17 protein-coding genes are annotated in these 25,181 nt (G+C 65.3%); 4 read left to right on the plus strand and 13 right to left on the minus strand.

Annotation, left to right across the window (positions count from 1 at the left end; genetic code table 11):
- Position 1: 1 nt before the first annotated feature.
- Positions 2 to 6,649 (minus strand): type I polyketide synthase, encoded by a 6,648-nt coding sequence (locus HOY34_RS01470; protein ID WP_253944119.1) that lies wholly within the window; start codon positions 6,647 to 6,649, stop codon positions 2 to 4.
- 452 nt (positions 6,650 to 7,101) lie between these two features.
- Entirely contained in the window at positions 7,102 to 8,499 is a 1,398-nt protein-coding gene (locus tag HOY34_RS01475) for a hypothetical protein (protein ID WP_172359523.1), read from the minus strand.
- Between the two features lie 124 nt (positions 8,500 to 8,623).
- Here HOY34_RS01475 and HOY34_RS01480 point away from each other — a divergent pair, with 124 nt between their 5' ends.
- A complete protein-coding gene (locus tag HOY34_RS01480) occupies positions 8,624 to 9,505 on the plus strand; it encodes a WecB/TagA/CpsF family glycosyltransferase (RefSeq protein WP_172359524.1) in 882 nt (293 codons plus the stop codon).
- Between the two features lie 4 nt (positions 9,506 to 9,509).
- Here the strand turns inward: HOY34_RS01480 and HOY34_RS01485 are convergent, their stop codons facing one another.
- A complete protein-coding gene (locus HOY34_RS01485) occupies positions 9,510 to 10,496 on the minus strand; it encodes a glycosyltransferase family 2 protein (protein WP_172359655.1) in 987 nt (328 codons plus the stop codon).
- Positions 10,497 to 11,006: 510 nt separating this feature from the next.
- On the opposite strand from HOY34_RS01485, the gene HOY34_RS01490 reads away from it, so the two are divergent.
- Positions 11,007 to 11,984, plus strand: coding sequence for a CpsD/CapB family tyrosine-protein kinase (locus HOY34_RS01490; RefSeq protein ID WP_172359525.1), 978 nt, complete (start codon positions 11,007 to 11,009; stop codon positions 11,982 to 11,984).
- A 21-nt stretch (positions 11,985 to 12,005) separates the two neighbouring features.
- Entirely contained in the window at positions 12,006 to 13,256 is a 1,251-nt protein-coding gene (locus HOY34_RS01495) for a GumC family protein (RefSeq protein WP_172359526.1), read from the plus strand.
- Between the two features lie 288 nt (positions 13,257 to 13,544).
- Here HOY34_RS01495 and HOY34_RS01500 read toward each other — a convergent pair whose 3' ends face one another.
- From HOY34_RS01500 to HOY34_RS01530, 7 genes are all read right to left on the minus strand, one after another.
- Positions 13,545 to 14,255, minus strand: coding sequence for a sugar transferase (locus HOY34_RS01500; RefSeq protein WP_172359527.1), 711 nt, complete (start codon positions 14,253 to 14,255; stop codon positions 13,545 to 13,547).
- A 490-nt stretch (positions 14,256 to 14,745) separates the two neighbouring features.
- Positions 14,746 to 14,916, minus strand: a complete 171-nt coding sequence (locus HOY34_RS01505; protein WP_172359528.1) for a hypothetical protein — start codon at positions 14,914 to 14,916, stop codon at positions 14,746 to 14,748.
- 249 nt (positions 14,917 to 15,165) lie between these two features.
- Positions 15,166 to 16,038, minus strand: a complete 873-nt coding sequence (rfbA, locus tag HOY34_RS01510; protein ID WP_172359529.1) for a glucose-1-phosphate thymidylyltransferase RfbA — start codon at positions 16,036 to 16,038, stop codon at positions 15,166 to 15,168.
- A complete protein-coding gene (gene rfbD, locus HOY34_RS01515) occupies positions 16,035 to 16,889 on the minus strand; it encodes a dTDP-4-dehydrorhamnose reductase (protein ID WP_172359530.1) in 855 nt (284 codons plus the stop codon). Before rfbD ends, rfbA begins: the two co-directional genes overlap by 4 nt.
- Entirely contained in the window at positions 16,886 to 17,935 is a 1,050-nt protein-coding gene (rfbB, locus tag HOY34_RS01520) for a dTDP-glucose 4,6-dehydratase (RefSeq protein ID WP_172359531.1), read from the minus strand. Before rfbB ends, rfbD begins: the two co-directional genes overlap by 4 nt.
- Positions 17,932 to 18,501, minus strand: coding sequence for a dTDP-4-dehydrorhamnose 3,5-epimerase (gene rfbC / locus HOY34_RS01525; RefSeq protein WP_172359532.1), 570 nt, complete (start codon positions 18,499 to 18,501; stop codon positions 17,932 to 17,934). The genes rfbB and rfbC overlap by 4 nt, the downstream gene beginning before the upstream one ends.
- 77 nt (positions 18,502 to 18,578) lie before the next feature.
- Positions 18,579 to 19,925 (minus strand): oligosaccharide flippase family protein, encoded by a 1,347-nt coding sequence (locus HOY34_RS01530; protein WP_172359533.1) that lies wholly within the window; start codon positions 19,923 to 19,925, stop codon positions 18,579 to 18,581.
- A 164-nt stretch (positions 19,926 to 20,089) separates the two neighbouring features.
- On the opposite strand from HOY34_RS01530, the gene HOY34_RS01535 reads away from it, so the two are divergent.
- Entirely contained in the window at positions 20,090 to 21,346 is a 1,257-nt protein-coding gene (locus tag HOY34_RS01535; protein WP_172359534.1) for a glycosyltransferase, read from the plus strand.
- Between the two features lie 16 nt (positions 21,347 to 21,362).
- Here HOY34_RS01535 and HOY34_RS01540 read toward each other — a convergent pair whose 3' ends face one another.
- Genes HOY34_RS01540 through HOY34_RS01550 form a run of 3 tightly spaced genes read right to left on the minus strand, consistent with a single transcriptional unit; the run spans position 21,363 to position 25,014 of the window.
- Entirely contained in the window at positions 21,363 to 22,328 is a 966-nt protein-coding gene (locus tag HOY34_RS01540; RefSeq protein ID WP_172359535.1) for a glycosyltransferase family 2 protein, read from the minus strand.
- Positions 22,313 to 24,034, minus strand: a complete 1,722-nt coding sequence (locus HOY34_RS01545) for a hypothetical protein (RefSeq protein WP_172359536.1) — start codon at positions 24,032 to 24,034, stop codon at positions 22,313 to 22,315. Before HOY34_RS01545 ends, HOY34_RS01540 begins: the two co-directional genes overlap by 16 nt.
- Positions 24,034 to 25,014 carry a hypothetical protein gene (locus HOY34_RS01550; protein WP_253944120.1) on the minus strand — a complete coding sequence of 327 codons (981 nt, stop codon included), beginning with the start codon at positions 25,012 to 25,014 and terminating at the stop codon, positions 24,034 to 24,036. Before HOY34_RS01550 ends, HOY34_RS01545 begins: the two co-directional genes overlap by 1 nt.
- Positions 25,015 to 25,181: the final 167 nt, after the last annotated feature.

Raw genomic sequence — 25,181 nt, forward strand, 5'->3', positions numbered from 1 at the left:
TTCACTCTGCAGCCGTTGCCGCATCTGCACTGGCCCTGCCTGCTGTGGCCCTGCCTGCTGTGGCCCCGTCTGCCTTGGCCCGGTGTGCCTTGACCGCACCGTCATCGCGCAGATCCAGCGCCTCCAGCATCCTGGCCAGGTTTGCAGCCAGCACGCGGACATTGGGCTCCAGCACCATGGAATCGTGATCGCCCGGCACTTCGACCACCTGCAGCACGGGCGCGAAACGCGTCAGGTCATTGTCCTCAAAGACATATTCCTTCGCCGCCGAGACCCATTTCCCGCCCGAGACCTGCCAGTGACGATCCAGCGCCGGACGGTAAAGCACCGTCGCGCCCTCGTGCTGCGTCATCTGATAGCGTGGCAAAGCGGCGCGGAAAGCGGCCTCAATGGCGCGATTGTGGAAGCCCTCTTCCTCGGCGGGGGTGGCCCGCTTGCGCCGCTCCCATTCCATACGGTTTTTCGCCCATTCGGCCAGATAGCCCGGTCCTTTGCGCCGCAGCTCGGCCAGTTTGATCAGCGCCCTGTCGCGGCGGCTAAGCCCTGGGCGCATCGGCAAAGGCGTGTCCAGCAGCACCAGCAGCGCGACCTCTTCGCCCGCCTCACGCAGCTGGCGCGCCATCTCCCAGGCGATCAACCCGCCGCCGGAAAAGCCGCCAAAGCGGTAGGGGCCATGCGGCTGCACCTGCCGCAGCTCGGCCAGATAGTCGCGGGCCGCGAGGGTGAAGTCCTCATGCGGCTGATCCTCGCCGAAAAGGCCCCGCGCCTGCAGGCCATAGAAGGGCCGGTCACGCCCGATCAGCTGCGCCAGATGACGCAGGTTCAGCACATTGCCAAACATCCCCGAGACCAGGAAGAAGGGCGTCTTGCCGCCCCCCCTCTTGCCATCGGCCATCTGCACCAGATGCGTGAACCGCCGCGCAGGCTGCGCCGTATCAGACCGCCCGCTGCCCAAAGACGCAGCGCCCGGCGCGCCATCGCCCTGCGGCTGATCGGTCGCATCGGGCAGGCCCGCCGCCTCACGGATCAGCCGGGCGCAGGCCGCGATCGTCGGGGCCTCGAAGAGAACCGAGATCGGGAAATCCACCGCCCAGGTCTTTTTAACCATCGCAAAAAGGCGCACCGCAATCAGGCTGTGGCCGCCGAGGTCGAAGAAATTATCCTCGACGCCCACCTGGCCCACCCCCAGCAGATCCTGCCAGAATCCGGTCAGCACGCGCTCGGTCTCATCACGCGGCGCGATATAATCGGTGTCGAGATCGGGGCGCTCAAAGCTCTGGCCCTGTTTGCGCGGGGCCTCGACCAGGGCGGTCTGACGCATCAGCGCCGGCAGATCCAGCGAAGAGACGATGATCTGCGCCAGCCCGCCTTGCTGCCCCGCCGCCACAGCGCGGCCAAAGGCCTCTGCCCCCTCATCAGGCCGGATGCCCTGACGATAGGCGGTCAGCAACCGCTCTTCGGCGGGCGAGGGCTGCGGCAAGGCGGTGCTTTCCGCCTCCAGCAGGCGCGGATCCGGGGGCGCGATCTGCAAAGGCCCATCCAGGCGGCGAATAGTAAAGCCCCGAATCTCAGCCAGAACCCGCCCGTCAGGCGTGGCAAGCGTGATGTCAAACACCGCCGTCGGGCGGTCGGCAGCATTCGGGCCGGCATTGCGGATATGGCTGATCAGCGCAGGCTCCAGCGGCGCAAAAAACCGGGCTGAGGCATAGCCCAAAGGCACCCAAAGCCGATCCGGCTGATAGCCCGCGATCAGCCCCATCGCCCAGCCGGTGGCCAGATCCAAAAGCGCCGGGTGCAGATGCCACCCCTCAGCAGGCTCATCACGGAAGGGCGCGGCCAGCGACAATTCCGCCAGCCCCTCATCCACACCAAAGGCCTGGGACCGCAGCACATGCCAGCGCGGGCCAAAGCGCAAAAACGCCTCTTGCGGGCTGGTCAGCCAGGCCTCGGCGCCACCCTCACGCGGTTGCGCCTCTTCCCGCGCGCGAAGCCGCGCCGCGATTGCTGCGGGGTCGATCCCCGCTGCAATCGCATCCGGTGCAACAGATAACACCCGCCCCGTCGCATGCGTCAGCCAGCCATCACGCCCCTGAACCTGCAGCCGCGACTGAACCTCAAACGCGTAAGCCTCTCCCTCAGGCAGCAGCCGCACCCGCAACTCGCGCGTCTCACCATCGGCCAGATCCAGCGCGGCAAGGAAAGTCAGATCGCGCAGCTCGATCCCATCCGGGCCAAAGCCAGCCGCCCCCGCCTCTGGCCCGCCACCAGCCGCCAACCGCACCTCTGCCAGCCAGGCCTCAGCCACCAGCTGCAAATAGCCGGTGCCGGGCAGCAGTGCCTGGCCCTCTTTGGTGCGGTGCCCGTCAAAGATCCAATCCGCCGCATCGGCCCTGGCAAAGAACACCCGGTTCCCGGCCTGATCATATCCCGCCTCAGCGAGCATCGCGCCCGCCCGCGGCGCCAGCGGCACCCGGGGGGCCTCAGGGCGGCCCATCCGCTCGCCCAGGCTGTCAGCCGCCATGCCGACGCCCTGCCAGATCCCCCAGTCCAGCGCCACAATTCGACGCCGCGCCGCATAGCGCCGCCCATCTGCGCCATCTTCGGCCCCATTCGCCCTTTGCGCGAAAGCGTTCAGATATTCATTCGCCGCCACATAATCGACCTGGCCCGCAGGCCCGGTCACCGTCGAGCTTGACGAAAACAGCACCATCAGCGCGATGCTGCCATCCGGGAACACCCGGTCCAGAACCCCTGTTCCATGCAGTTTTGGCGCGAAAACCTCTGCAACCGCCCCCGGCTCTTTGGCCAGAAGCGGGCCATCCGCCACCATCCCAGCCGCATGGATCACCGTATGCACCGGGCCAAAACCGGCCTCGGCCTGATCGCGCGCCGCCTGCATCTGCGCCAGATTGGCCACATCCGCCGCCAGCACCTGCACCCCGGCACCGCTTAAACCGGCACCGCTTACCCCGTCAGCCAGTGCCTCCAGCCGTTCCAGCGCGAGGATCCGGCGCGAGACTGGATCGCCGGGCGCATGGCGGACCAGCCAGGCCGCCCGCGCCGGCCCCTCGGGCAAAGTGCTTCGCGCGATCAGCGTCACCCTTGCGCCATAGCGGCGGATCATATCCTCGGCAATCGTCAGCCCGATGCCACCGAAACCGCCCGTAATCAGCAGATGCGCGCCCTGGGGCAGATCAATCTGCGCCTCTGGCAAGGGCGCGGGCCGCAGCCCCAACTGGTAACGCCGCCCGCCCCGCAGCGCGAAAGCCTGGCCGCTTTCGTGATCCGACAGCGCCTCTTCCAGAACTGCGTCAACCAGCGCCTGGGGCAAAACCTCACCCCGTTTCAGAGCGGGCAGTTCAAGATCCAGCTGCGACAGCACCAGCCCAGGAAGCTCTTTGCCCGCGACCAGCACCGGCCCGCGCAAAAGCGCCTTTTCCGGCCAGCGCAGGCCCGAGCCCTTCACCGCCGCCGCGCCATTGGTCAGGAAGGTCAGCCGCAGCCCATCCGTCAGATCCTCTCCCGCCAGCGCCTGCAACAGATAGAGCGCCGACCAGAAGCCCTGCTCGACTATCCTTTGGGCAAAATCCGATCCGGGGCGGAAACTCTCGTCTTTGGTCAAAAGCCAGCCATGCACGATCCGCGCAGGGGCCAGATCAGCCGCCAGCAGATCACGGATCAGCGCCTCATACCCCTCACGCCCCTGCTCTGGCGCAAGGCTATAGCGGCTGGCCGAGTGGCGGCGGTAGCCATCGCCCGGCGTGATCCGCGCAACGCGATGGCCTGCTGCCTCAAGCCTGGTGGCAAGCGCGGCGCAAAGCCCGGCATCATCCTCGAATATCGCCCAGGTCTGCGCCGGGGCGGCGGCCAGGTCATCAATGTCAAAGCTGGCGGCCGCCGCGCTCCAATGTGGTTTCCAGCCCCAATCGGTCAGATCCCCCATGCGGGCGGGGGCCTCTTCGCGCGGCGCTGCAGCCGCGCCGGGCGCGATGAAATAGGGTTTGCGCTGGAAGGCATAGCCCGGCAGCGGCACCCGCTTGCGCCTGCGCCCGCCCCAGATCGGGGCCCAGTCCACCGCCACACCGCAAGCCCAAAGCCGCGCGATCGAGCCGATCAGCCAGGCATCATCGGCGATCTTCTGTTCAGGATGGCGCAGCGCAGGCACCACCTGGCCCGGCGCCACCCCATTCGCCCCCGCCAGCGATGAAAGCGCCCGGCCCGGCCCCATCTCGATATAGACGCGGCCCGGCGTGGCGGTCAGATGCGCCAGCCCGTCGCGGAAGTTCACGGTATTGCGCAGATGCGCGACCCAGTAATCGGGGCTGGTCGCCTGATCCGCAGCCAGCACCTGGCCCGTGCGGTTCGAGATGATCGGGATCTGCGGCGCGGAAAGCCGGATCCCGCGCAGATAATCGCCAAACGCCCCCAGGATCGGATCCAGCATCCGGCTATGGGCGGCGATATTGATGGCGATGCGCTGCGTCTCGACCTCATCCGCCAGGAGCCGCGCCGCCAGCGCATCAAGCGCCGCATCCGGGCCAGAGACCACGCAAAGCCCCGGCGCATTGACCGAGGCCATATCCAGATCATCGGCCCAATAGCGGGCCAGATCAGCCTGCGACAGCGGCACCGAAAGCATGCCGCCCGCAGGCACCGTGTCAAACAGCCGCCCCCGCAGCAGCACCAGCCCGATGCAATCCTCGAACGACATCACGCCCGCCAGAGCCGCGGCGGTATTCTCGCCCATTGAATGACCGATCAGCGCGGCGGGGCGGAGGCCCCAGCTCTCATAAAGCTTTGCCAGCGCATATTCGGTGATCATGATCAAAGGCAGCTGGGCCGAGGGCTTTTTCAGCGCCTCATCCGCCGCTTTCTCTGCGCCGGGCGCGGGCAACCACAGCGCCCTGATGTCATAATCCAGCTGCGGCTGCAGGATAGAAAGGCCGCGCTCCATCCAGTCGCGGAAGACCGGCTCGGTCTCGTAAAGATCACGCGCCATGCCCGCAAACTGCGCCCCGCCACCGGGGAACATGAAGACGGTCTCGGGGTCGTCACCCAGGTAATCATGGTTAAAGACCAGGCGCGGATTGGCCCCTTCCAGAAGCGAAGCCGCCTCTGCATGGCTTTGCGCCACGATCACCCGGCGTTTCTCGAACGCGCGGCGGCCCTCTTTCAGCGTCCATGCCACATCGGCCAGCGGCTGATCAGGATGGTCGCGCAGATGCGCCGCCAGCCGCGCTGCCTGCCCGTCCAGCGCCGATTTTGAGCGCGCCGAGAGCACCAGCGGCTGGAACGGCCAGTCGCTTTCCTCTGACGCGGCGACTGCAGGGGCCTCTTCCAGCACCGCATGGGCATTGGTGCCGCCGACGCCCAGGCTGTTGACGCCCGCCCGCAGCACAGGCGCATCCCAGGGCTTCAGCCGGTCATTGACGTGAAAGGGCGAGGTCTCAAAATCAATCGAGGGGTTCGGGGCCTCAAACCCCAGGCTCGGCGGCAGCTCACGGTGATGCAGCGACAGCGCCACTTTGATCAGGCTGGCCACACCCGCCGCCGTGTCGAGATGGCCGATATTGGTTTTGACCGAGCCGATGCCGCAATGGCCGATCCGGTCGGTGGTCTCGCGGAAGGCCTCGGTCAGGGCGGCAACCTCGATCGGATCGCCCAGATAGGTGCCGGTGCCATGGCATTCGATATAGGTGACCGTATCGGCGGTGACGCCCGCGATGGCCTGGGCCTCGGCGATGCAGGCCGATTGCCCATCGACCGAGGGCGCCAGATAGCCCGCCTTGGCCGCGCCGTCATTGTTGATCGCCGTGCCCTTCAGGATCGCCCAGATATGATCGCCGTCGCGGATCGCATCAACGGCGCGGCGCAGCACCACACAGCCCGCGCCCGAGCCGAACACCGTTCCTTGCGCGCGGTGGTCGAAGGCGTGGCAATGGCCATCGGGCGAAAGGATCTCGCCCTCCTGGAACAGATAGCCCCTGGCATGCGGCAGCTCGATGGTGACGCCACCCGCCAGCGCCATATCGCATTCGCCGCTCAGCAGCGCCTGAGCCGCGTAATGAATGGCGACGAGACTGGTGGAACAGGCGGTCTGGACGTTGACCGACGGGCCTTTGAGATCAAGGATATGGCTGGCGCGGGTGGCCAGGAAATCCTTGTCATTTCCGGTATGGCGCAGCAGAAACATCCCCGTCTCTTCGACCAGATCCGGGTTCGAGCAGAGGTTGAAATAGAAATAAGATCCCATGCCGCAGCCCGCCCAGACGCCGATGGCGCCGGGGAATTTCTCGGGCGGGTGGCCTGCGTTCTCCAGCGCCTCCCAGGCGACCTCCAGGAACTGGCGGTGCTGGGGATCAAGGATCGCAGCCTCTTTGGGCGAAAAGCCAAAGAAATCCGCGTCGAAGTTTTCAAATCCGTCAAGGATGGCGGCCGAGGGGACGTAATTCGGCCGCTCGATCCGGGACGGGCTTTCGCCGGCAGCCAGCAGCTCTTCGCGGGAAAGAACCCGGATCGATTCAACGCCCGCCCGCAGATTGGCCCAGAAGGCGGCGATATCGGCCGCGCCCGGCAAATGCGCCGCCATCCCGACAATGGCGATGTCAGTCTCGGCCAGGCCGCCAGCTTTACGCGTCATCTCACTCATACGTCCCGTCCCGGTCGCTGCAGGTATCGGCCAGATTGCCCGCCTCAGCGCCGTCCCCAGTCCAGGCCCGGCATCCTGCCTGAATTGCAGCCGCCAGCCCTTTGATTACCCAAGCAATATAGCGCAGCCCCGCGCGAACTCATACCCTGGATACCATCGCTCCCCCTTCATCCCCAGAGCGGGAACAATGCCGCAATTTTGCCGCAATTCCGCTGCGCCAGCGGGCCGATAGCGGATGGATCAGCAGCTGCCGCCGCAAAAACAACGCTTTGACGGCCAATCAGGCGCGAGATGCCCCGTCATTCCCCGTCAGTCCGGCAACAATGCCCCCAACAATGCCCCGGATCAAATTCATGGGAACCGGGGAAACCACAGCCGCCCCCAGCCCCCCGTATTCGCCCCGTATTCGCCCCACCCAAGCCCCGCCCAGGCCCTGGCTGAGCCCTGATGCCTCAGATAATGGTGCGCCGGGGCGCGGCGGCCAGTTCGGCCTGATGTTTGGCCTGACGGGCCGCCAGCAGCGCCTCGGCATGGCCCAAAAGAGCCCCCGCCATCAGCCAGGTCAGCGGCGTCAGCGTGCCATTGGGCAAAAGATCAACCAGGTTCAGCGCCAGGATCAGCGCCACCCCGGCTGCGTGCAGCCCGACCGCGCCGGGCTTTGCCGCAGCCTCGCGGCCCAGCAGCCACAGGGGCAGGCACAAAAGCCCGAACTGGATGATATAGCCAACCCAGCCAAAAGCGCCGATGCGGATGATCCAGGCGCCGTCGGCCACCGTTTCGACCTCACCCGTCTGCGCATCATAAACAAAGCCGCGCCCATAGCCGCCCCAGCCGAACAGCGGCCGCTCGGCGGCGCGGGCCAGCAGTTTGTCCTCATTCATCAGGCGGTAGCCGAAGCTTTGGGCGCGATCCTCGCTAAGCCCGTCAGCAATGTCTGAGATCGCATCGACCGGCACCAGATGCGCCCCGCGCAGCAAGGGGTAAAGGATCACAATCGCCGCCAGCAGCCCCGTCACCGCCAGGATCTGCCGCGGGTTGGCCAGAAAGGCCAGCGGCAGCGCTGCCAGCGCATAGGCGATGGGGCCAAAGCTTTTGCACAGGATCAGAAGCGCACAGACCAGCAGGAACACCGGCAGCTGCCAGACCCGTCGCTCAGCCGGGCCGACCCGCAGCGTGATCGCCGCCGCAATCAGGCACGACAGCACGAAAAACGCCACCCACAGCCCATGGGGCATGAAGACAAAGGGCCTCCAGCCGCCAAAACGCACTGCCTGGCCGAAATCATGCTGGAAATAGCCGTAGACCCAGATGTGCAGCTGCGGCGAAAGCGCCGATTCAATCAGGATCGGCACGGTGTAAAGCAGGGCCGCAATCACCAGCGCGGTCAGCAGATCGCGCATTGCCTCGGGCGTGGCAAGATCACGCCGCGCCAGAAACATCGGCAGCAGATACATGAATTCCGTGCCGGTGATGGCGATGCTGTCATAGATCCGCATTCCCGGAATCTCTAACCCGTAGCGCAGGAAAATCGGATCGGTGTTCAGGATGGCGGTGAAAAAGGGCGAGATCAGAAAGCCCGCAACCAGCACCCGGATCAGGATATTTCCGTTGAATATCTGCAGCCTGCGCCCCAGCATCAGCCAGGACAGCAAAGCCGCCGTCAGCGCGGGCAGCATATGTTTGTTCGGATCGGGCAGCATCGGCAGGTCGATCTTTGCCAGCTCTGGCAGCACCATATAGGCCCCCAGCACCGACCAGATCAGCGCCCGCCCCGGCCCCATCCGGCTGTAGAAAAGCCAGACCATCGCAGGCCAGGACAAAAGCGCCAGCAAGGCAATGGTGGATGACATCTGGCTCCTGCGGCGCTTTGATCGGCATGGTCTCTGGTCCGCAGTCTTTAGCACAGGCAGCCGCGCTCTGCCACGCACCGCCACCGGCAGGCAGCGGGTCTGGCAGCGCGTTTCGGCGCAAAGAATGGAAACATTCTGTTGCCACCTGGCCGGATCGCGCATTCCCCGTCGCCTTGGCATCGCCCTGACGCTATGCTGCGGCCTGGCCCGGCGGGGCCAGATCCCGACAGGAGCCCTGCGCTTGCGCTTTACCTTTGACCAAAGCCCCTCACCCGTGACGATCCGCGTGACCCATGCCGGGCGGCAGGCGCTGCTGGATGATGTGGCGGCGCATCTGGCGGCGGGGCGTGGCTTTGCGCTGGCAACGATCAACCTGGATCACCTGGTCAAGCTGCAGCGCGATCCGGGGTTTCGCCAGGCCTATGCGGCGCAGGATATGGTGGTCGCCGATGGCAATCCGATCGTCTGGCTGTCAAAGCTGGCGGGAAAGCCGGTCGCGCTTTTGCCCGGATCCGATCTGGTGCTGCCCCTTTGCCAGCTGGCGGCGCAGGCGGGGCTGCCGGTCTCGATGCTGGGGGCAACCGCGCCCGCGCTGGCCGAGGCCGCAGACCGGCTGTCAGCCAGCATTCCGGGCTTTCGCACCGGGCTGCTGATCGCGCCGCCGATGGGCTTTGACCCCGAGGGCCCGCTGGCCCGTGACGCGCTTTCGCAGCTGGCGGCCCTTGGCCCGGGCCTGTGCCTGATCGCGCTTGGGGCCCCCAAGCAAGAGCGCTTTGCCGCCCTTGGCCGTCAGCTGGCGCCGCAATGCGGCTTTGCCTCGGTCGGTGCGGGGGTTGAGTTCATCTCGGGCGATCAGAAACGCGCCCCGCTTTGGGTGCGGCGGATTGCGATGGAATGGGCCTGGCGGGCGCTGTCAGCCCCGCGCCGCCTGGTCCCGCGCTATGCGGCCTGTTTTGCGATCCTGCCCGGCCAAATCGTCAGTGCCCTGCGCCAGCGCGGCGGCTAAGCGGCTATTTATACTCGATCAGCCCGCGTTTGCGCCCGCGCAGACGGTCCAGGTAAAAGCCAATCGCGCCAATAGCTTCGGGGAATTTCCCCAGCACGGTGAAGAAGGCCGCCTCGCGCCCTGCCCGCCCCTCATGGCGCAAGCGCCAGGCCAGCCGCGCCACCTGCAAGGGCCAGGCCAGCGCCAGCAAAAGAAACGCCGGATGGATCAGCGCCAGCGCCACCACCGATAGCGGCAGCCCCGCGCCCCAGATCAGCGCCCGCCGCGCCTCGCGCCGCCAGTGGCGGTCGGGGCCAGCCCCATGCAGCGCCGCCCCTTCGGCAAAGGCATAGCCCGCCCGTTTCGTGCGCCGCCACCATTGCGGGAAACGCGTCATCGCCGCGTCATGCAGCGTCATTTCCGCATCGATGCGCCAGATCTGCCCGCCTTTGCGGCGCAGACGCTGGCAAAGTTCAGGCTCTTCGCCGGCGATCAGATCCTCGCGGTAAAAACCCACCGCCTGCAAAGCCTGCCAGCGCATCAGCGCATCACCACCGCAAGCCAGAGCCTCACCCACGGGCGTATTCCACTCGCGGTCACACAGCCGATTGTAGACCGAGGCCGCGGGATAGCGCTCACGCCGGCGCCCGCAGATGACCACCGCGCCGCTATGGGCCGCAAAGCCCTGCAAAGCGGCCGCGATCCATCCGGGGTCCAGCTCGCAATCGCCATCCATCAGCTGCACGAAATCAGGCGGGTCTGCAGCCAGCGCGGCAAGGCCCGCATTGCGCGCCCGCGCGGCCGTGAAGGGGCGTGTCAGATCCAGCGCCACCACCTCTGCCCCCATTGCCGCCGCCAGCGCCTGCGAGCCATCGGTCGAGCCGCTGTCGACATAGATCACCCGGCGCACACGCCCGCCCCCCGCCCGCAAAGAGGCAAGAGCGATGCGCAGCCGCTGGCCCTCGTTGCGGCCGATCACCACCGCATCAATCACCACCGCGTCAGGCTGCATCGGATTGGGCAGCACCGGATTGGGCTGCACCGGATCGGATAACACCGCATCAGGCGACGCCGGATTTTCACCGGGGCCTGTGGCCGAAGAGACGGGGGCGGGATCAACGGAATTTGTCATCGCCAAAGGCCTAGGCTGCGGCTGCGGCAGTGTCAAAGCCCGCTTTTCCCGCGCTCGCCTGCATGGCTGATCCAGGGTCGCTTTGCCCGGCCCGGCCGCCCCCCTGTGCAGGGTCTGCGCCCCCTGCCCGGGCTTTCTTTTTCACGGTCAATCTGCTAAAGACAGACCTCTGGGCGGGGGCCCGGTCTGTGTCTCTCTTTCCGGCGCCAGCTGCGGCGACGGCTTGTGTATCAGGGTGTCCATCCGGTGCCGTGCCTGCCTTGTGGCGGGATCAGTTTTAACCAACGGCCGCGTCCGACGCAGCCGCCACCGGAACCGGAAGCGACCATGAGCCACCACGATATCTATGGCCCATATGGTCAAAAACCCCAGGATACAGGACTTTCCCGGATGGCCGCAGACGAAGATGATCAGGATCACAGCCGGGATCGCAGCCCCGGGCAGGCCGCCCGTGCCGCCCAGATTTCCCTGTTCCGCCCCGGCCAGCCACGCATCCAGCTGCCCGTCGCACTGGACCAGCGCACCGGGCGCGAAATCTCGATTTCGCCCGCCGTCTTTGCCGCGCCGAACCCCTCGCGGATCTGGGAATCAATCAGCGAATTGCAGGTCGACCCGGCAGCGCTGGTCAGAAACGGTTTGTTCCTGAAACCAGAACACCACACAATCACCCGCTATTTCGACATGCTGCGCACCCGGATCGCCCAGGCCATGGCCAAAGAAGGCATGAGCCGCCTGGCCATCACCTCGCCGACCTCGGGCTGCGGGAAAAGCTTTGTCGCGGCCAATCTGGCGCTGTCTTTGGGGCGACTGCCCTCTTGCCGGACGGTGCTGCTGGATCTGGAGCTGCGCAGGCCCCGCCTTGCCTCGCTTTTCGCGCAGGCCTCGGCCCCGGCGCTGATCGACTTTCTTAACGCTGAGCAACCGCTTGAGGCACAGTTCCGCCGCATCGGGCCCAGCCTGGCGCTTGGCCTGAATGGCGAAAAGATCAGCCGCCCTGCCGAGACCCTGCAGGATCCGACCGTGCTGGCCTCGCTGCAAGTGGTAAGCGATCTGCTGCAGCCCGATATCCAGCTTTTCGACACGCCGCCCGCGCTGGAATATGATGATATGATCGCGCTGACCGGCCAGGTTGATGCGGTTTTGCTGGTCGTTGACGGCACCCGCACCACCGCCGCCGAGATCACCGCCTGCGAGCGGATGTTTGAAAACCGCATCCCGCTGCTGGCGGTGGTGCTGAACCGCGCCCAGGACCGGGGCCTGCTGGGGCCCTTGTCGGGCGGCCCCCTCTCTCACCGGCTGCTGACCGCGGGGGCTGCGGCTGCGGGCCAGCTTTCTGCGCTGGTCTCGCGCATCCTTGGCCGCAAGTGAAGAACGGGATCAGGGGCTGACATGGGGCATATCCGCAATATCGAAGATCTGATCGGCTTTCTGGCCCGTCGCTGGTGGCTGATCGCCCTGGTCGCCCTGGGGGTGACCCTGCTTGCAATCAGCTATGCGATGAAACGGCCCGACAATTACACCGCCTGGGCCTCAATTGAGATCCAGACCGCCCAGGTGACGGTTCCGGTGGCGGGAACGCCTGAAACCGCCGTGGTCAATGGCTCGGCGCAGCTGGTGCAATCGCTGCAGCACCGCCTGACCACGCGGCAAAACCTGGTCACCATCATCGAGCGGCACGGGCTTTACGCCGACGCCCCCGCGATGTCGACCGAAACCAAAGTCAGCACGCTGCGCGCCGCGATCCGCTTTGACACCGTCGAGGTGACGGGCGATCCCGCCTATGGCCAGCCGACCCAGGTCTCGGCGGTGGTGATCAGCGTGCGCTTTGGCGATGCGGAAAACGCCGCCCGGATCGCCAATGATCTGGCGCAAAGCGTGGTTGATCTTTCGGCCTCGGGGCAGCTTAGCCGTGCGCGCGAAAGCCACCGTTTCCATGCGGATCGGCTGACCGCGCTCAGCGCTGAGATCCAGGCGCAAGAGGCAAAGATCATCGCCTGGCGCAACCAGAATGCCGAAATGCTGCCGCCGGTCTCAGCCACGCGGCGCGAAGAGCTGGTGACACTGGAAACCGATCTGCGCGAGCTGGACCGCGAAGCGCTGCTGATCACCGAGGAACGCCGCCGCATCGCCGCGCGTGAAAATCTGCGCCCCACCGACCGCCAGCGCCTGCTGGAACTGGACGACCAGACCACCCTGAACCAGGGCCAGCAGGATGTGCTGCGCAACCGCGCCGCCACCATCGAGGCCGGGCTGGCAGGGGTGGCGGTGGCCGAGCGCGGCCTCGCCGATCTTGAACGTGATCTCGGCCAGATCCAGCGCAACTTCGACCAGGCCAGCGACGCGCTCGCCGAGGCCGATGCCCAGGTTCGGCTGGCCGAGCGCCAGCAGGGCGAGCGTTTTGGCATTCTGGACCGCGCGATCACCCCCGAACATGCCGACGGCCCGCGCCGCAAGACCTTTGTGATGGCAGGCGCGGTCGCCGGGATCCTGGCGGGGGTCATCCTGGCGTTCCTGCTGGATTTGCTGAAACCGATCATCCGCACCTCGCGCCAGATGGAGCGTGAGCTGAACCTGCGCCCGATCATCGCCCTGCCAGAGCTGCGCAGCTCTGCGCGAAAAGGCCACTGGCACCTGAACTGACAACAGGCGCTGAGAGGGGCGTTCAGCGCCCACGTCGAAAGCAACCATGCGGGAACCATGCGGGGCCCGGGGCATCCCCCAGGGCCCATGCTTTATGCGCGACAGCCCTGTTCACCTGCGGGCAGCCCCACCTTCGCTTTCGCCCGCGCCTTCGCCCGCGCCTGCATTCGCATGATAAGAAACCGGACCGGGCAAAGGTTTGCGCAGACAAAGAAAAACCCCCGTCACCGCTGACGGGGGGGCATCAATCTGATCTGACCGTGCTTCGCCAAACCCCTGAACGGGTCCTCAGCAGCCGGTGCCGCGCAAGACCACGCCGACCGTCCGCGCCAGGATCGTCAGATCGGATTTCAGCGACAGCTGCTCTTCATAGATCGCGTCGAATTCGGCCCGCGCCTCAAAGGTTGTGCGATTGCGGCCGGCGGTCTGCCAATAGCCGGTGACGCCCGGGCGCAGCGCGTAATAGGCGGTGCCGGGATAGATCTCACGCTGGCTCAGCATCATCGGGCGCGGGCCGACCAGGCTCATATCGCCGATGAACACATTCCAAAGCTGCGGCAGCTCATCCAGTGACGAGCGGCGCAGGAAATGGCCAAAGGGCGTGATGCGCGGGTCATGGCGCAGCTTTTGCGTGCTGTCCCACTCGGCCCGGGCCTCAGGATTGGCGGCCAGCCAGGCCTCAAGCCGCTGATCGGCATCGATCACCATCGAGCGCAGCTTCCACATGCGGAAAGGCCTTCCGCCCCTGCCCACCCGCATCTGCGTGTAGAAAGGCCGCCCGCCATCGCGGGCCACCATGATCGCCAGCATCAGCACCATAGGCAGGATGATCGGCACAGCCGCCAGAATCGCCAGGATATCCAGCGCCCGCTTAAAGAAATTTCTGTAAAGGCCACCCCTGCGAGGCAGCTTCACAGCAGGCTCGCATTCGGCAGGCAGGGCCCGCAACACCGACGACGCGCCCCCGGCGCGTGTGGACTTTGCTGAGATGATCGACATTTTAATGCCCGATCAACAAAAAGGTCTGACCAGACACAACAAAACGCCCCCGAGGCGCGCAGAAGCCCCCGATGTCAACCTTTGGCAGAACGTCAAACTTCATAATAGCACTCGGTCAGAATGCCCCCAGAGACATATTACCCCAATCGAAGGCCGGGGGGGAAGCGAGATCGCCTTGTGTTCACCACAATTCGGACGCATTTCGCCAAAATTTTGCCAGATCAAGCGCCCAATTATTGCCGCTGACCTTAATCTCTACGCATTTCATCCTCAGCGCGCCCAAAACAGCGCCGATAGCGCCTTTCCAGACCAGGCCGATTCGTCATCAGCGCCGCATGCGACCTGTCTGCCAGTATGAAGCCATTGTTTCTATTGCGGAAACCAAAAACCAATTTCGGCCAGACTGACCCTGAGAAGTTGCCAAAGCACGATCGCAGTCAAACAGCGCCTGTCACTGACATCAATGACGCAAAGATGTCATCAGGGGCCCTTACAGCGGCGGGGTGCCACGCAACCTGAGGAAGGTCAGCGAGATCAGCGCCGTAATCCCCGCGAGGCTATAGGCAAAAATCCAGGCAAGCGGCGGATGCCCGGCGATGACCGAGGCCATCAGCACGAAAACCGCAAAAGCAACGGAAAGAGTAAGGTGTCCTGCAACCATGATCCTGGGCGGTTCCCTCTTTGTCACTGTTACTTACCGGGCAAACGTCACTACATCTTCCGCAACACCCCAGAAGTTTCACACAATGACTGCGGGTTGCAATTGTTTGCAAGGACGCAGCCACCCCGGGGATAATCGCAGATTACCTGCCGATTAGTTAACAATACCTAAAGATTTCGCAAGTTGCCTTCGCATTCCGGCCCCGAAAACGGGTCAGATTTCTGATCTTTCGCGAAGATTGTCTGCAATTCACTCGTCGTGCAGACCCGCGAGGTAGCTGCCATAGTCATTTTTGCCGAACAGCTTTGCACGGGCGGCAAGCGCCTCGCGGCTGATCCAGCCCTGACGGAAGGCGATCTCATCGGGCGAGCCGACCTGCAGCCCCTGGCGCATGGTCAGGGTGCGCACGAAATTCCCCGCATCCAGCAGGCTGCCATGGGTGCCGGTGTCCAGCCAGGCATAGCCGCGGCCCATCCGCTCGACCCGCAGATTGCCCTCTTCGCGGTAAATCTCCAGCAGATCCGCGATTTCCAGCTCGCCACGCGGCGAGGGTTTTACCCGCCGCGCCAGCTCGGGCGCGCGACCGTCGAGGAAGTAAAGCCCGGTCACCGCGAAATTCGAGGGCGGGTCTTTGGGCTTTTCAATGATCGCCCGCACATTGCCGTCACGGTCGAAATCGACGACGCCATACCGCTCGGGGTCAGAAACGTGATAGCCAAACACCGTGCCGCCCGTTTCCCGCGATGAGGCCGCGGCCAGCACCTCGGGCAGGCCGTGGCCAAAGAAGATATTGTCGCCCAGCACCATCGCCGACGGGCTTCCGCCCAGGAAATCCTCGGCCAGCAGATAGGCCTGGGCCAGACCGTCGGGCGAGGGCTGGGTGATCCAGGTCAGGCTAAGCCCCCATTGGCTGCCATCGCCCATCAGCCGCTGGAACTGCGCCTGATCGTCAGGGGTGGTGATGATCGCAATCTCGCGGATGCCGCCCAGCATCAGCACCGAGAGCGGGTAATAGATCATCGGCTTGTCATAAAGCGGCAAGAGCTGCTTTGAGACGCCCATGGTGATCGGGTAAAGCCGCGTGCCCGAGCCGCCGGCCAGAATGATGCCCTTGCGTGTCATGCGCCCAGCTCCTTCAGAACATCCGAAAGCCCGGCCCGCCAGTCGGGGCGCGGAACAGAAAATGCCGCCTGCAGTGCCGAACAATCCAGCCGCGAGTTCAGCGGACGCGCAGCAGGCGTTGGATAGGCGCTGGTCGGGATGCCATTGATCTGGCACGAAAGCCCCGCCTGCGCCATGATCTCACGGGCGAAATCGGCCCAGGTGGTATCGGGGGCGCCTGCGAAGTGATGGGTGCCGCCCTCAGCGCCCGCAGCCATCGCCCGCGCAGCCGTGATCAGCGCATCGGCGATTGCAGCGGCAGGGGTAGGCCCGCCATGCTGATCGGCAACCACGTTCAGACTGTCACGCTCACGCCCCAGCCGCAGCATGGTTTTCACGAAATTCGCCCCATGGGATGAAAACACCCAGGAGGTGCGCAGGATCAGATGCCGGGCACCGCTGGCGCGGACCGCCTCTTCGCCCTGCAGTTTGGTGCGCCCGTAAGCGCCAAGCGGGCCAGTCGCATCGCCGGGGCGGAAGGGCTGATCGCCCGCGCCGGAAAAGACGTAATCGGTCGAGATATGCAGGAAGGGGATCCCGGCTTTCGCGCAGGCCCCGGCCATGGCGGCGGGGGCATCTGCATTGACGACCTTCGCCGCCGCTTCCTCGGTTTCGGCCTTGTCCACGGCGGTCCAGGCGGCAGCGTTGATCACCAGTTCTGTCCGCCCGTCCAGAATGGCCGCCGCGCAGCTGGCGGGGTCTGAGAGATCCGCATAATCGCGGCCAAGGAACACCGGCTGGAAATCAGCGGGCATGCGGCGGGCCAGTTCCGTTGCCACCTGGCCGGTTTTTCCAAAGACCAGAACCTTCATGCTTTCACACCCAGCCTGGTGCCGACCCCCTTGCGGGCCAGCAGCGGCTGCCACCAGGCCTCATTGCTCAGATACCAGTCGACGGTGCGCTCCAGCCCCTCTTCAACCGTGACCGAGGGCCGCCATCCCAGCTCCTCGCGGATGCGCGAGGGGTCAATCGCATAGCGCGCATCATGGCCAGGGCGGTCGGTCACAAAGGTGATCTGATCGGCGTAAGAGCCCGAGGCTTTGGGCCGCTTGCGATCCAGGATCGCGCAAAGCGTCTGCACCAGCTGCAGATTGGTGCGCTCATTCTCGCCACCGATATTGTAGCTGCGGTTCAGCTGGCCCTTTTCCACCACCAGCAGCAAGGCATCGGCGTGATCCTCGACATAAAGCCAGTCGCGGATGTTGGACCCATCGCCGTAAATCGGCAGCGGTTTTCCGGCCAGCGCGTTCAGGATGATCACCGGGATCAGCTTTTCGGGGAAGTGGAACGGCCCGTAATTGTTCGAGCAATTCGTCAGCACCACCGGCAGGCCGTAGGTCTCGGCCCAGGCGCGCACCAGGTGATCCGAGGCCGCCTTTGACGCCGAATAGGGCGAGCGCGGATCATAGGCGGTCGTTTCCGTGAACTTCACCGCCGGGTCATGCGGCAGCGATCCGAAGACCTCATCGGTGGAAATATGGTGAAAGCGGAAGCTGTCGGGCCTTCCGGCCTGCTGCCACCAGGCCCGCGCGGCCTCCAGCATATTATAGGTGCCGGTGATATTCGTCTCAACGAAATCGCCCGGCCCGTCGATCGAGCGATCCACATGGCTTTCCGCCGCCAGATGCATCACGGCATCGGGCTGATGTTTGGCAAAAATCCGGTCCAGCGCGGCACGGTCACGAATGTCCGCCTGATCAAAGGCATAAAGCGGGCTATTGCCGACCGAGGCCACATTTTCCAGACAGGCTGCATAGGTCAGCGCATCGACATTCACGACGCTATGGCCGCGCGACACCGCCAGCCGCACCACGGCCGAACCGATAAAGCCCGCGCCACCCGTTACCAGCAGTTTCATAGGCTTACCTCATAGCGAAACGGACGGGCCGCGTCTTTCAGCAGGGGGGCGACGCGGTCCTTGTCAGACAGCACCGGCGCGGCGCCATTCAGCCCCCAGTCGATGCCGATTTCCGGGTCATCCCAGCGAACCGCGCCATCACATTCGGGCGCATAGAAATCCGAGCATTTATACTGCACCTCGACATCATCGGTCAGGGTCAGAAAACCATGCAGGAACCCTTTGGGCACCAGCAGCTGACAGCCGTTTTCCGCCGTCAGCTCTTTGGCGACCCATTGGCCAAAACGGGGGCTGCCCTCACGAAAATCCACCGCCACATCCAGGATCGCGCCGCGCGTGCAGCGCACCAGCTTGTCCTGGGCATGCGGCGCAGACTGATAATGCAGGCCGCGCAAAGTGCCCTTCGCTGCCGAGAAAGAGTGGTTGTCCTGCACCCAGTCAATCGCAATCCCGGCCTCTTTCATACGCAGGGCGCTGAAGGTCTCGGTGAACCAGCCACGCGCATCGCCAAAGCGGCGCGGCGTCAGCAGGAGAACCTCTGGAAGGCTGGTGGCCTCGGTCTGCATGTCAGTTCCTGTCTTTCATCGTCTTCGGCACCGCGGCTGCCTGGTCCAGGCATCGGCCTTGTGCATCTCTGTTCTGTCTATCCGAAAAGCGCCGAAAGTGCGGCATGATGCGTGCCAACTATCGCCAGAATCATGACAATAGTCAAAATCGCGGCGATCAGATCATGGCGGGGATCCCAGGCCTGATGCCTGCGGGCCAGCGCGATCAGGAACGGATGCGTCAGCGCCAGCGCCAGCCCCTGGGCCAGCAGCGCCCCGCCCAGCCCCCCAAGCCCCGCGCCGCAGATCAGCGCCAGGGTCTGCAACAGGGCGCGCATCGCCTGGACGCGGAAAAACCCCTTGCCATCCCCCGCCGCCAGCGCCGCCTGATCATAGGTCAGCCCGATCAGCATCGGCATCTGCGCCATGGCCACCGCCGTGATGATCGCGCCGACATCGGCATAACGCGCGTCATACAAAAGCCCCGCAATCAGCGGCCCGCAAAGCGCCATGCCCCCCATGACAATCAGCATCGGCATGGTCAGCCCATCGCGCAGCATCCGCAGCTTTTTCGCCCCCGCCGGATCGGGATGGGCGACCAGCTCGCGGTAGATCGGGATCATGATCCGCGTCACCACCAGCCCCGCCAGCAAAACCGGGAAAGAGGCCAGGAAATAGCCGATATTGTAATGCCCCAGATCGGCCATCGTCAGCCAGGAGCCCAGCACCGCCTTATCGCCCTGCGTCAGCAGGAAGCCCGCCGCCGTTGACGCTAAGATCCACTTGCCGAAATGCACCAGCTCGCGGGCAGAGTCCCTTTCCCAGCGAAAACGGTTGGCGGGGCCGGGCAGGAATACCGACGTCAGGATCAGCTTGAAGAGGATCTGCGCCACCGCCCCCACCACCAGCGCCCAGACCGAGCCCGTGATCCAGGCATAGATCACCATGACGATAATGCCGAAAATCTGCGCCATCAGATCCATCAGCGTGACCCGCACCAGCAGCAGATGCCGGTTCGCGGTATCAATCCGCGTCGGGTTGAAGCCACCGATCAAGAGCGTCAGCCCCGCCACGGGCAGCATCAGCGCAAGCTCCGGCACCTGATAAAACCAGGCGGCAGGCCAGGCGACAAGGCAGGTCAGCACCCAAAGAAACAGGCCGCGAAAAACATTCAGCGTCCAGGCGGTGTTCAGGAAATCCGGATCATCCCCCCTGGGGCTGCGCGAGATCGCCGGGCCGATGCCCACATCCGAGAACATCTGCAGCCCCACCAACACCACCATGACCAGCGCCATGACGCCAAAGGCCTCGGGGAACAAAAGCCGCGTCAGCACCAGGTTCGACAAAAGCCGGGCAAATTGCGCGAATATATAAGAGCCCGCGACGAACATGCCACCGCCAAGCGCCCGCCTGAACAGGCCCGACCGCCCCGCATTCCCCATCATCTGCCCTTCTCTGCCGATCTGCCGCCCCATCCCGCCCCATCCCCGGGGATCGGGCCAGGATGCAACGCTTTCGCGCCATTGCGCATCATTTCAGGCTTTGCGCTTGCAAGCGCGGATGCCAGATTCAATGCTCGTCTCTGCTGCCGCTGCAAATAAGCCTCTTCATGAAAATCGCCTATCTGGTCAACAGCTATCCCCTGCCATCGCAGACCTTCATCCGCCGCGAAATCCACGCGCTGGAGCGGATGGACTGGCAGGTTCATCGCTTTGCCATGCGCTCTGAGCGCGAGCGCCTGGTCGATGCCGGCGATATTGCCGAGGATGCCCGCACCACGCATTTGCTGAAAGACGGGCTTTTTGCGCTGGCGCGACGCGCCCTGCCCTTCGCCGCGCGTCGCCCCGGGGCGGCATGGCGCAGCCTGCGCCTGGCGCTGGCCTGCGGCAAACGCGGTGCGGGGGGCGCGCCCGGCACGGGCGGGCGGCTCAGGCATCTGGTCTATTGGCTGGAGGGGGCCGATCTGGCGCGGCGCTGTCATGCGGCCCGCCTGCCCCATATCCACGCGCATTTCGGCACCAATTCGGCCACCGTCGCCATGCTGGCCGCCGAGATCGGCGGGCTTGGTTTTTCCTTCACCACCCACGGGCCAGAGGAATTCGACGCGCCCCGCGCCCATAACCTGACCGAGAAAATCGCCCGCGCCGATTTTTCCGTGGCGATCTCGTCCTTCGGCCGCTCGCAGCTGTGCCGCTGGGCGGGGATCAATGACTGGCCCAGCCTGAAAATCGTCCATTGCGGGATCGAGCCCTGGCGCTTTCCAGAACCCGCCCCGATGCGCGACACCGGCCCACGCCGCCTGGTCGCCATCGGGCGGCTCTCGGAACAAAAGGGTTTCCCGCTGCTGATCGAGGCCATGGCGCTGGTCGCCAAAGACCTGCCCGATCTGCGCCTGACCCTGATCGGCGAGGGCGAGCTGCGCCCGATGATCGAGCAGCGCATCCGCGAGGCCGGGCTTTCGGACCGCATCACCCTGACCGGCTGGCTGGATGAGGCAGGCGTGCGCGACCAGCTGGCCCGCGCCCATGCGCTGGTGCTGCCCTCTTTCGCCGAAGGGCTGCCGATGGTGCTGATGGAGGCCTTTGCCGCCGGACGCCCGGCGATTGCCACCTCGATCGCGGGCGTGCCGGAACTGGTCACCCCCGGCACCGGCTGGCTGGTGCCCGCAGGCGATGCCGGGGCGCTGGCAGCTGCGATCCGCGGCTTTGCCGCCGTGCCGCTTGAGGTGCTGACCCGCATGGGCCGCGAGGCCCGCAGCACCGTGCTGGAGCAACACGACATCAACCGCGAGGCTGAAAAGCTGGCCGGGCATTTTCGCGCCGCGATGCGCCTGCCCCCCGAACCGGGTGCCAAAAGCGACGATTGAGGCCGCAAGACCAGGATCAGCGCCCACGGGTAAACTCGGCGCCATGGGCCTTGCGCCGCACGGCAAGGGTCACGGCGGCATAGGTGGCAAAGCCCAGCGGATCGCGCAGCGCCAGCCGCAGAAGCGCCCCCTTGCCCAGCCGCGCCTTGCCTTCGCGGGCGAAAATACCGGGGGAATGCGCCTCTAATTCGCGCACGCCCTGATCCTGGCGGCGGCGCACTTTGACCAGCGCCGCAAAGCCCTCGATCATCGGCCAGTCATAGGGGGCGGCGATCTGCACCCGCTCGGCCGGGGTGAATTGCAGCCGCACGAATGTGTCGTCTGAGATCAGGCGCGGGAATTCCCCCCAACGCGCCCGCCCCGCCGGGTTGACCGCATAAAGCCCAAAACCCGGCGCGACCGAGCGGGCAAAGGGCAGCCGCTGCCAGAAGCGCGCATAGGCCCGCGTCACCCAGGACCTCGCCCGGGGAATGACCGGGGTCGCACCCGCATAAAGCGGCGCGATGCCTGCAATATCGGGGGGCATATCCGGTTGCGCATCCGGGGCTACATCCGGGGCCACATTCGGGGCCACATCGGGGGCCACATCAGGGGTCAGGGCCGCCACCAGCCCCGGCATAACCCCGGGCGAGACCACGCAATCCGCGTCAAGCCAGGCCCTGACCCGCCCGCTTGCCAGCCGATCCCCGGCATTCAGCGCCCCGGGCTTTGAGCCCTCGGCCAGTTCCTCAACCCTCAGCCGCCAGCCATGGGGGGCAACAACATCCCGCGCAACCTCTGCCGTGCGGTCGCGGCAGCCATTGGCAACCACGATCACCTCTGCCCCGCCCGGTACCGGGTCAGAGGCGAAAACGGCCTGCAGACAGGCCGCAATCCAGGCCTCTTCATTCGAGGCCGGGATGATTACACTCAGCGCGAGGCCTGCGCCCGCAGCCCCAGCCTCCGCTCCAGACCCAGCCCCGGCATTCAGCACGTCGCACATCCCCGTATCAGCGCCTGCCAGCGCGGATTGTCATCCGAGAGATGCCGCAGCCCCCCCCAGGCCCCATGCCGCCCAGGGGTTGCCACATAACCGTAATGCGTAAACGCTTCGCCACTGACACCCGCCCAGGCCGTCAGCATCTCCTGGTAAAGCACACCCATCCCTTCGGAATAGTTAAGGGCAGTGAAAAAAGCCGTGACCTCTGCATCATCAGCCACCGGACCAATGCCGGTGACATGGGTGCCCCCCTCGTATATCGCCAGCCTCAGCCCGTGTTTCTTTGCGATTTCAGCGTGATAGGGCCAGACGGTGGTGATCTGATGCGCCAGGGTATCATCGGGCTTACCCGAGACTGATCCATCGCGCAGCTCTTGCACCGCAAGCGCTATCGCCTGATCCAGCCCATATTTATCCGCCCATGCCTCAAGCGCCGGGCCCTTCAGCCCAAGGCCTGCGGCGTGATCACGCGCCGCCTGTTTGCTCTCTGCAATCCAGGATTTCACCATCGGCAGCCGATCCTCATGGCCAAGCGCCCCGGAGAAATAGCCCGAGATCGCCCAGGCATCAAAGCTATCAACCGGGGCGGGCCAGCCCTCATCCAGGATCAGCGAGGGCGTCAGGATCGCATCCTCCAGCCCCAGCCAGCCGGTCTGGGTCGAGAGCACCCGGACCAGGCGGTCCGCCTTCAGCTCTTCAGACCAGATCGCCATCACCTCACTTGCGCGCAGGGCGTAAAAGGCCAGCCAGGCGCCCTCGGTTCCCCAAAGCGCCTGCGCCTGCTGATCGGCCCAGCGGGCCTGGCCGAATTGCCAGTTCCAGACCTCATTGGAGTATTCGACCCAGGCGGTGCGCCCGGGCGAGAGGTCACGCGCCACCACCTGCGCCCAGTCCCGCACCAGCGCATCATCGGCCATATGCGGCACGGTGATCCAGGGATCGGCCTGCAGCTGATTGGCCAAGGCTACCACGATCTCAATCGGCACGCCGCGCCGCGTCCAGGTGTAATCCTCGGGGCGGGGGCGGTCGGCGGAGGTGACAAGCGGCGAATCATTGGTCTGCAGCCAGTCCATAAAGCGCAAAAGCCGCACGCCCTGCAGCCGCGCCAGGAAATCAGGGTTGAAGATCTCGCCACCCGCCAGCAGCGCGGCGCGATCCTCACGCACCACACGGATGTTGCGGATCGGGTCAGCCGGGTCGGTGGCGGTGATCCTGAGATCGACAAGACCGGGGCCTGGGGTGAAATCAAAGACCAGCGCCCCCGGCCCGGTGGCCCTGGGATTGCGGGCCAGCCCCCCGACCGAGACCTGGCCCTGCCCCGTCCAGGTGACCAGATAGCGCCCGGCCAGATCGCGGGCCTCTGCGGGCATATCGGTCAGAAGAACGGTGCCGATAGCCTCAAGCCCCTCTGGCAGGCGGGTCGGCCAGCCCTGGGCATCCAGCACCCCCTGCGCGGCCAGCGCGTCATGGTCCATGCCGCCCCATTGGCCGGGCCGATGGCCGATCCAGTCACGCGCGGATTTCATCACATCAAGGAAAGGTTGCTCGGGCGACCAGTCACGCCCGCCCAACAGCCCCATCCCCAGCGCGGGATTGCTGACGGGTGCAAAAGAGGCGGGCTCGGCACCGGCGGCTTGAGCGCGGGGCCCGAAAATGCCGACCAGAATACCAGCCAGCACCAGCAAAAGGATGGGAACCAGTCTGCGCATCATCCGGCCCCGCCAACACCCGTCAGGCGATAAGAGGTCACGACATCCCAGGTGATGCTTTGCATGACCCTTGCAGCCTCGGGGTCGATTGGGGTGATTTTCTGCCCATCGGCGCGGGTGACATCAAAGGGCAGCCCCAGCGGCGAGCGGTGATAGATCACCGCATAGTGAACCAGCGCCATCAGATAGGCACCGTTGTCGTTGAAATGGATATCGTCTGACAGCAGATCCCCGATACCGCGAATACCGGGGATCTGCCCGGCCTCTGCGGCGCGGGCCACGGCGGCCATCACCTGACCGCCGGGGATCACATAGATGGTGCCTGCATCGCCGCTCTGCATCGCGGGGGCCAGCAGCTGGCCTTCCCACAGGTTGGCCAGATCATGGTCGATCCGGCCCAGCCAGTCGCCGGAATCATTCGCGGTTTCATTCAGCGAATGCCAGGTCTCATAGAGATAGATCCGCGCATCGGGCCGGGCTGCCCGGATGCGGGCCGCCCATTTCGCCAGCTCGGCCGGGGCGTTGTGATAGCGAATCGCATCTTTCAGCGCGACCATCTCGGTCAGCACCACCACCGGATAATCGCCGCTGTCGATGGCCTCGGCGGCGGGGCGATAGGCGGGGGTGGCGTTTTCCTCGGCCAGACCCGCCACAGTGCCGCGACTGTGATCGGCAAGGCTGGTGCCCCAGCCCAGCTGGCTGTTCCAGCTATGGCCGCCAAATTGCGCAAGGATCGCCGGCATGTCGCGCCCGGTCAGCGAATGGCCAAGGTGATAGACCGCCTGCACCTGCGCGGGCGGGGGCAGCGCCACCTGATAGCGGGCGGCCAGTTCTGCCTGCAGCTGCGAGGCTTCGGCCTCAGAAAGCGTCACCTGCGCCTCGGCCGCGTGATTTCGCAAGACCATGAAACCAAGCGCCGCCGGGACCGTCAGCAGCGCAAAGAACGCCACACCCGCCAATACGAGCATCCCGGTATTCATATAATCGCCCTCTCTGGACTTATGCGGCACCACTGTCGCCGTCGTCACCATTGCCAAAGGCGCAGTTTGCCCGTTTTCCCCCCCTGTTACCACAGGCCGGGCGGGGATGCTGCGTTTCCAGGCGGAGAACGATGCGCCCTTCCACCCTCCTGCGGCCTTCCTGCGGC

The sequence above is a fragment of the Pseudogemmobacter hezensis genome, assembly GCF_013155295.1.
Lineage (GTDB): Bacteria > Pseudomonadota > Alphaproteobacteria > Rhodobacterales > Rhodobacteraceae > Pseudogemmobacter > Pseudogemmobacter hezensis.

Coding starts and splice junctions, on each gene's coding strand:
- HOY34_RS01470 (WP_253944119.1), bottom strand. CDS start 6,649: ATGAGTGAGATGACGCGTAAAGCTGGCGGCCTGGCCGAGACTGACATC.
- HOY34_RS01475 (WP_172359523.1), bottom strand. CDS start 8,499: ATGTCATCCACCATTGCCTTGCTGGCGCTTTTGTCCTGGCCTGCGATG.
- HOY34_RS01480 (WP_172359524.1), top strand. CDS start 8,624: ATGGAAACATTCTGTTGCCACCTGGCCGGATCGCGCATTCCCCGTCGC.
- HOY34_RS01485 (WP_172359655.1), bottom strand. CDS start 10,496: ATGCAGCCTGACGCGGTGGTGATTGATGCGGTGGTGATCGGCCGCAAC.
- HOY34_RS01490 (WP_172359525.1), top strand. CDS start 11,007: ATGGCCGCAGACGAAGATGATCAGGATCACAGCCGGGATCGCAGCCCC.
- HOY34_RS01495 (WP_172359526.1), top strand. CDS start 12,006: ATGGGGCATATCCGCAATATCGAAGATCTGATCGGCTTTCTGGCCCGT.
- HOY34_RS01500 (WP_172359527.1), bottom strand. CDS start 14,255: ATGTCGATCATCTCAGCAAAGTCCACACGCGCCGGGGGCGCGTCGTCG.
- HOY34_RS01505 (WP_172359528.1), bottom strand. CDS start 14,916: ATGGTTGCAGGACACCTTACTCTTTCCGTTGCTTTTGCGGTTTTCGTG.
- rfbA (WP_172359529.1), bottom strand. CDS start 16,038: ATGACACGCAAGGGCATCATTCTGGCCGGCGGCTCGGGCACGCGGCTT.
- rfbD (WP_172359530.1), bottom strand. CDS start 16,889: ATGAAGGTTCTGGTCTTTGGAAAAACCGGCCAGGTGGCAACGGAACTG.
- rfbB (WP_172359531.1), bottom strand. CDS start 17,935: ATGAAACTGCTGGTAACGGGTGGCGCGGGCTTTATCGGTTCGGCCGTG.
- rfbC (WP_172359532.1), bottom strand. CDS start 18,501: ATGCAGACCGAGGCCACCAGCCTTCCAGAGGTTCTCCTGCTGACGCCG.
- HOY34_RS01530 (WP_172359533.1), bottom strand. CDS start 19,925: ATGATGGGGAATGCGGGGCGGTCGGGCCTGTTCAGGCGGGCGCTTGGC.
- HOY34_RS01535 (WP_172359534.1), top strand. CDS start 20,090: ATGAAAATCGCCTATCTGGTCAACAGCTATCCCCTGCCATCGCAGACC.
- HOY34_RS01540 (WP_172359535.1), bottom strand. CDS start 22,328: ATGTGCGACGTGCTGAATGCCGGGGCTGGGTCTGGAGCGGAGGCTGGG.
- HOY34_RS01545 (WP_172359536.1), bottom strand. CDS start 24,034: ATGCGCAGACTGGTTCCCATCCTTTTGCTGGTGCTGGCTGGTATTCTG.
- HOY34_RS01550 (WP_253944120.1), bottom strand. CDS start 25,014: ATGAATACCGGGATGCTCGTATTGGCGGGTGTGGCGTTCTTTGCGCTG.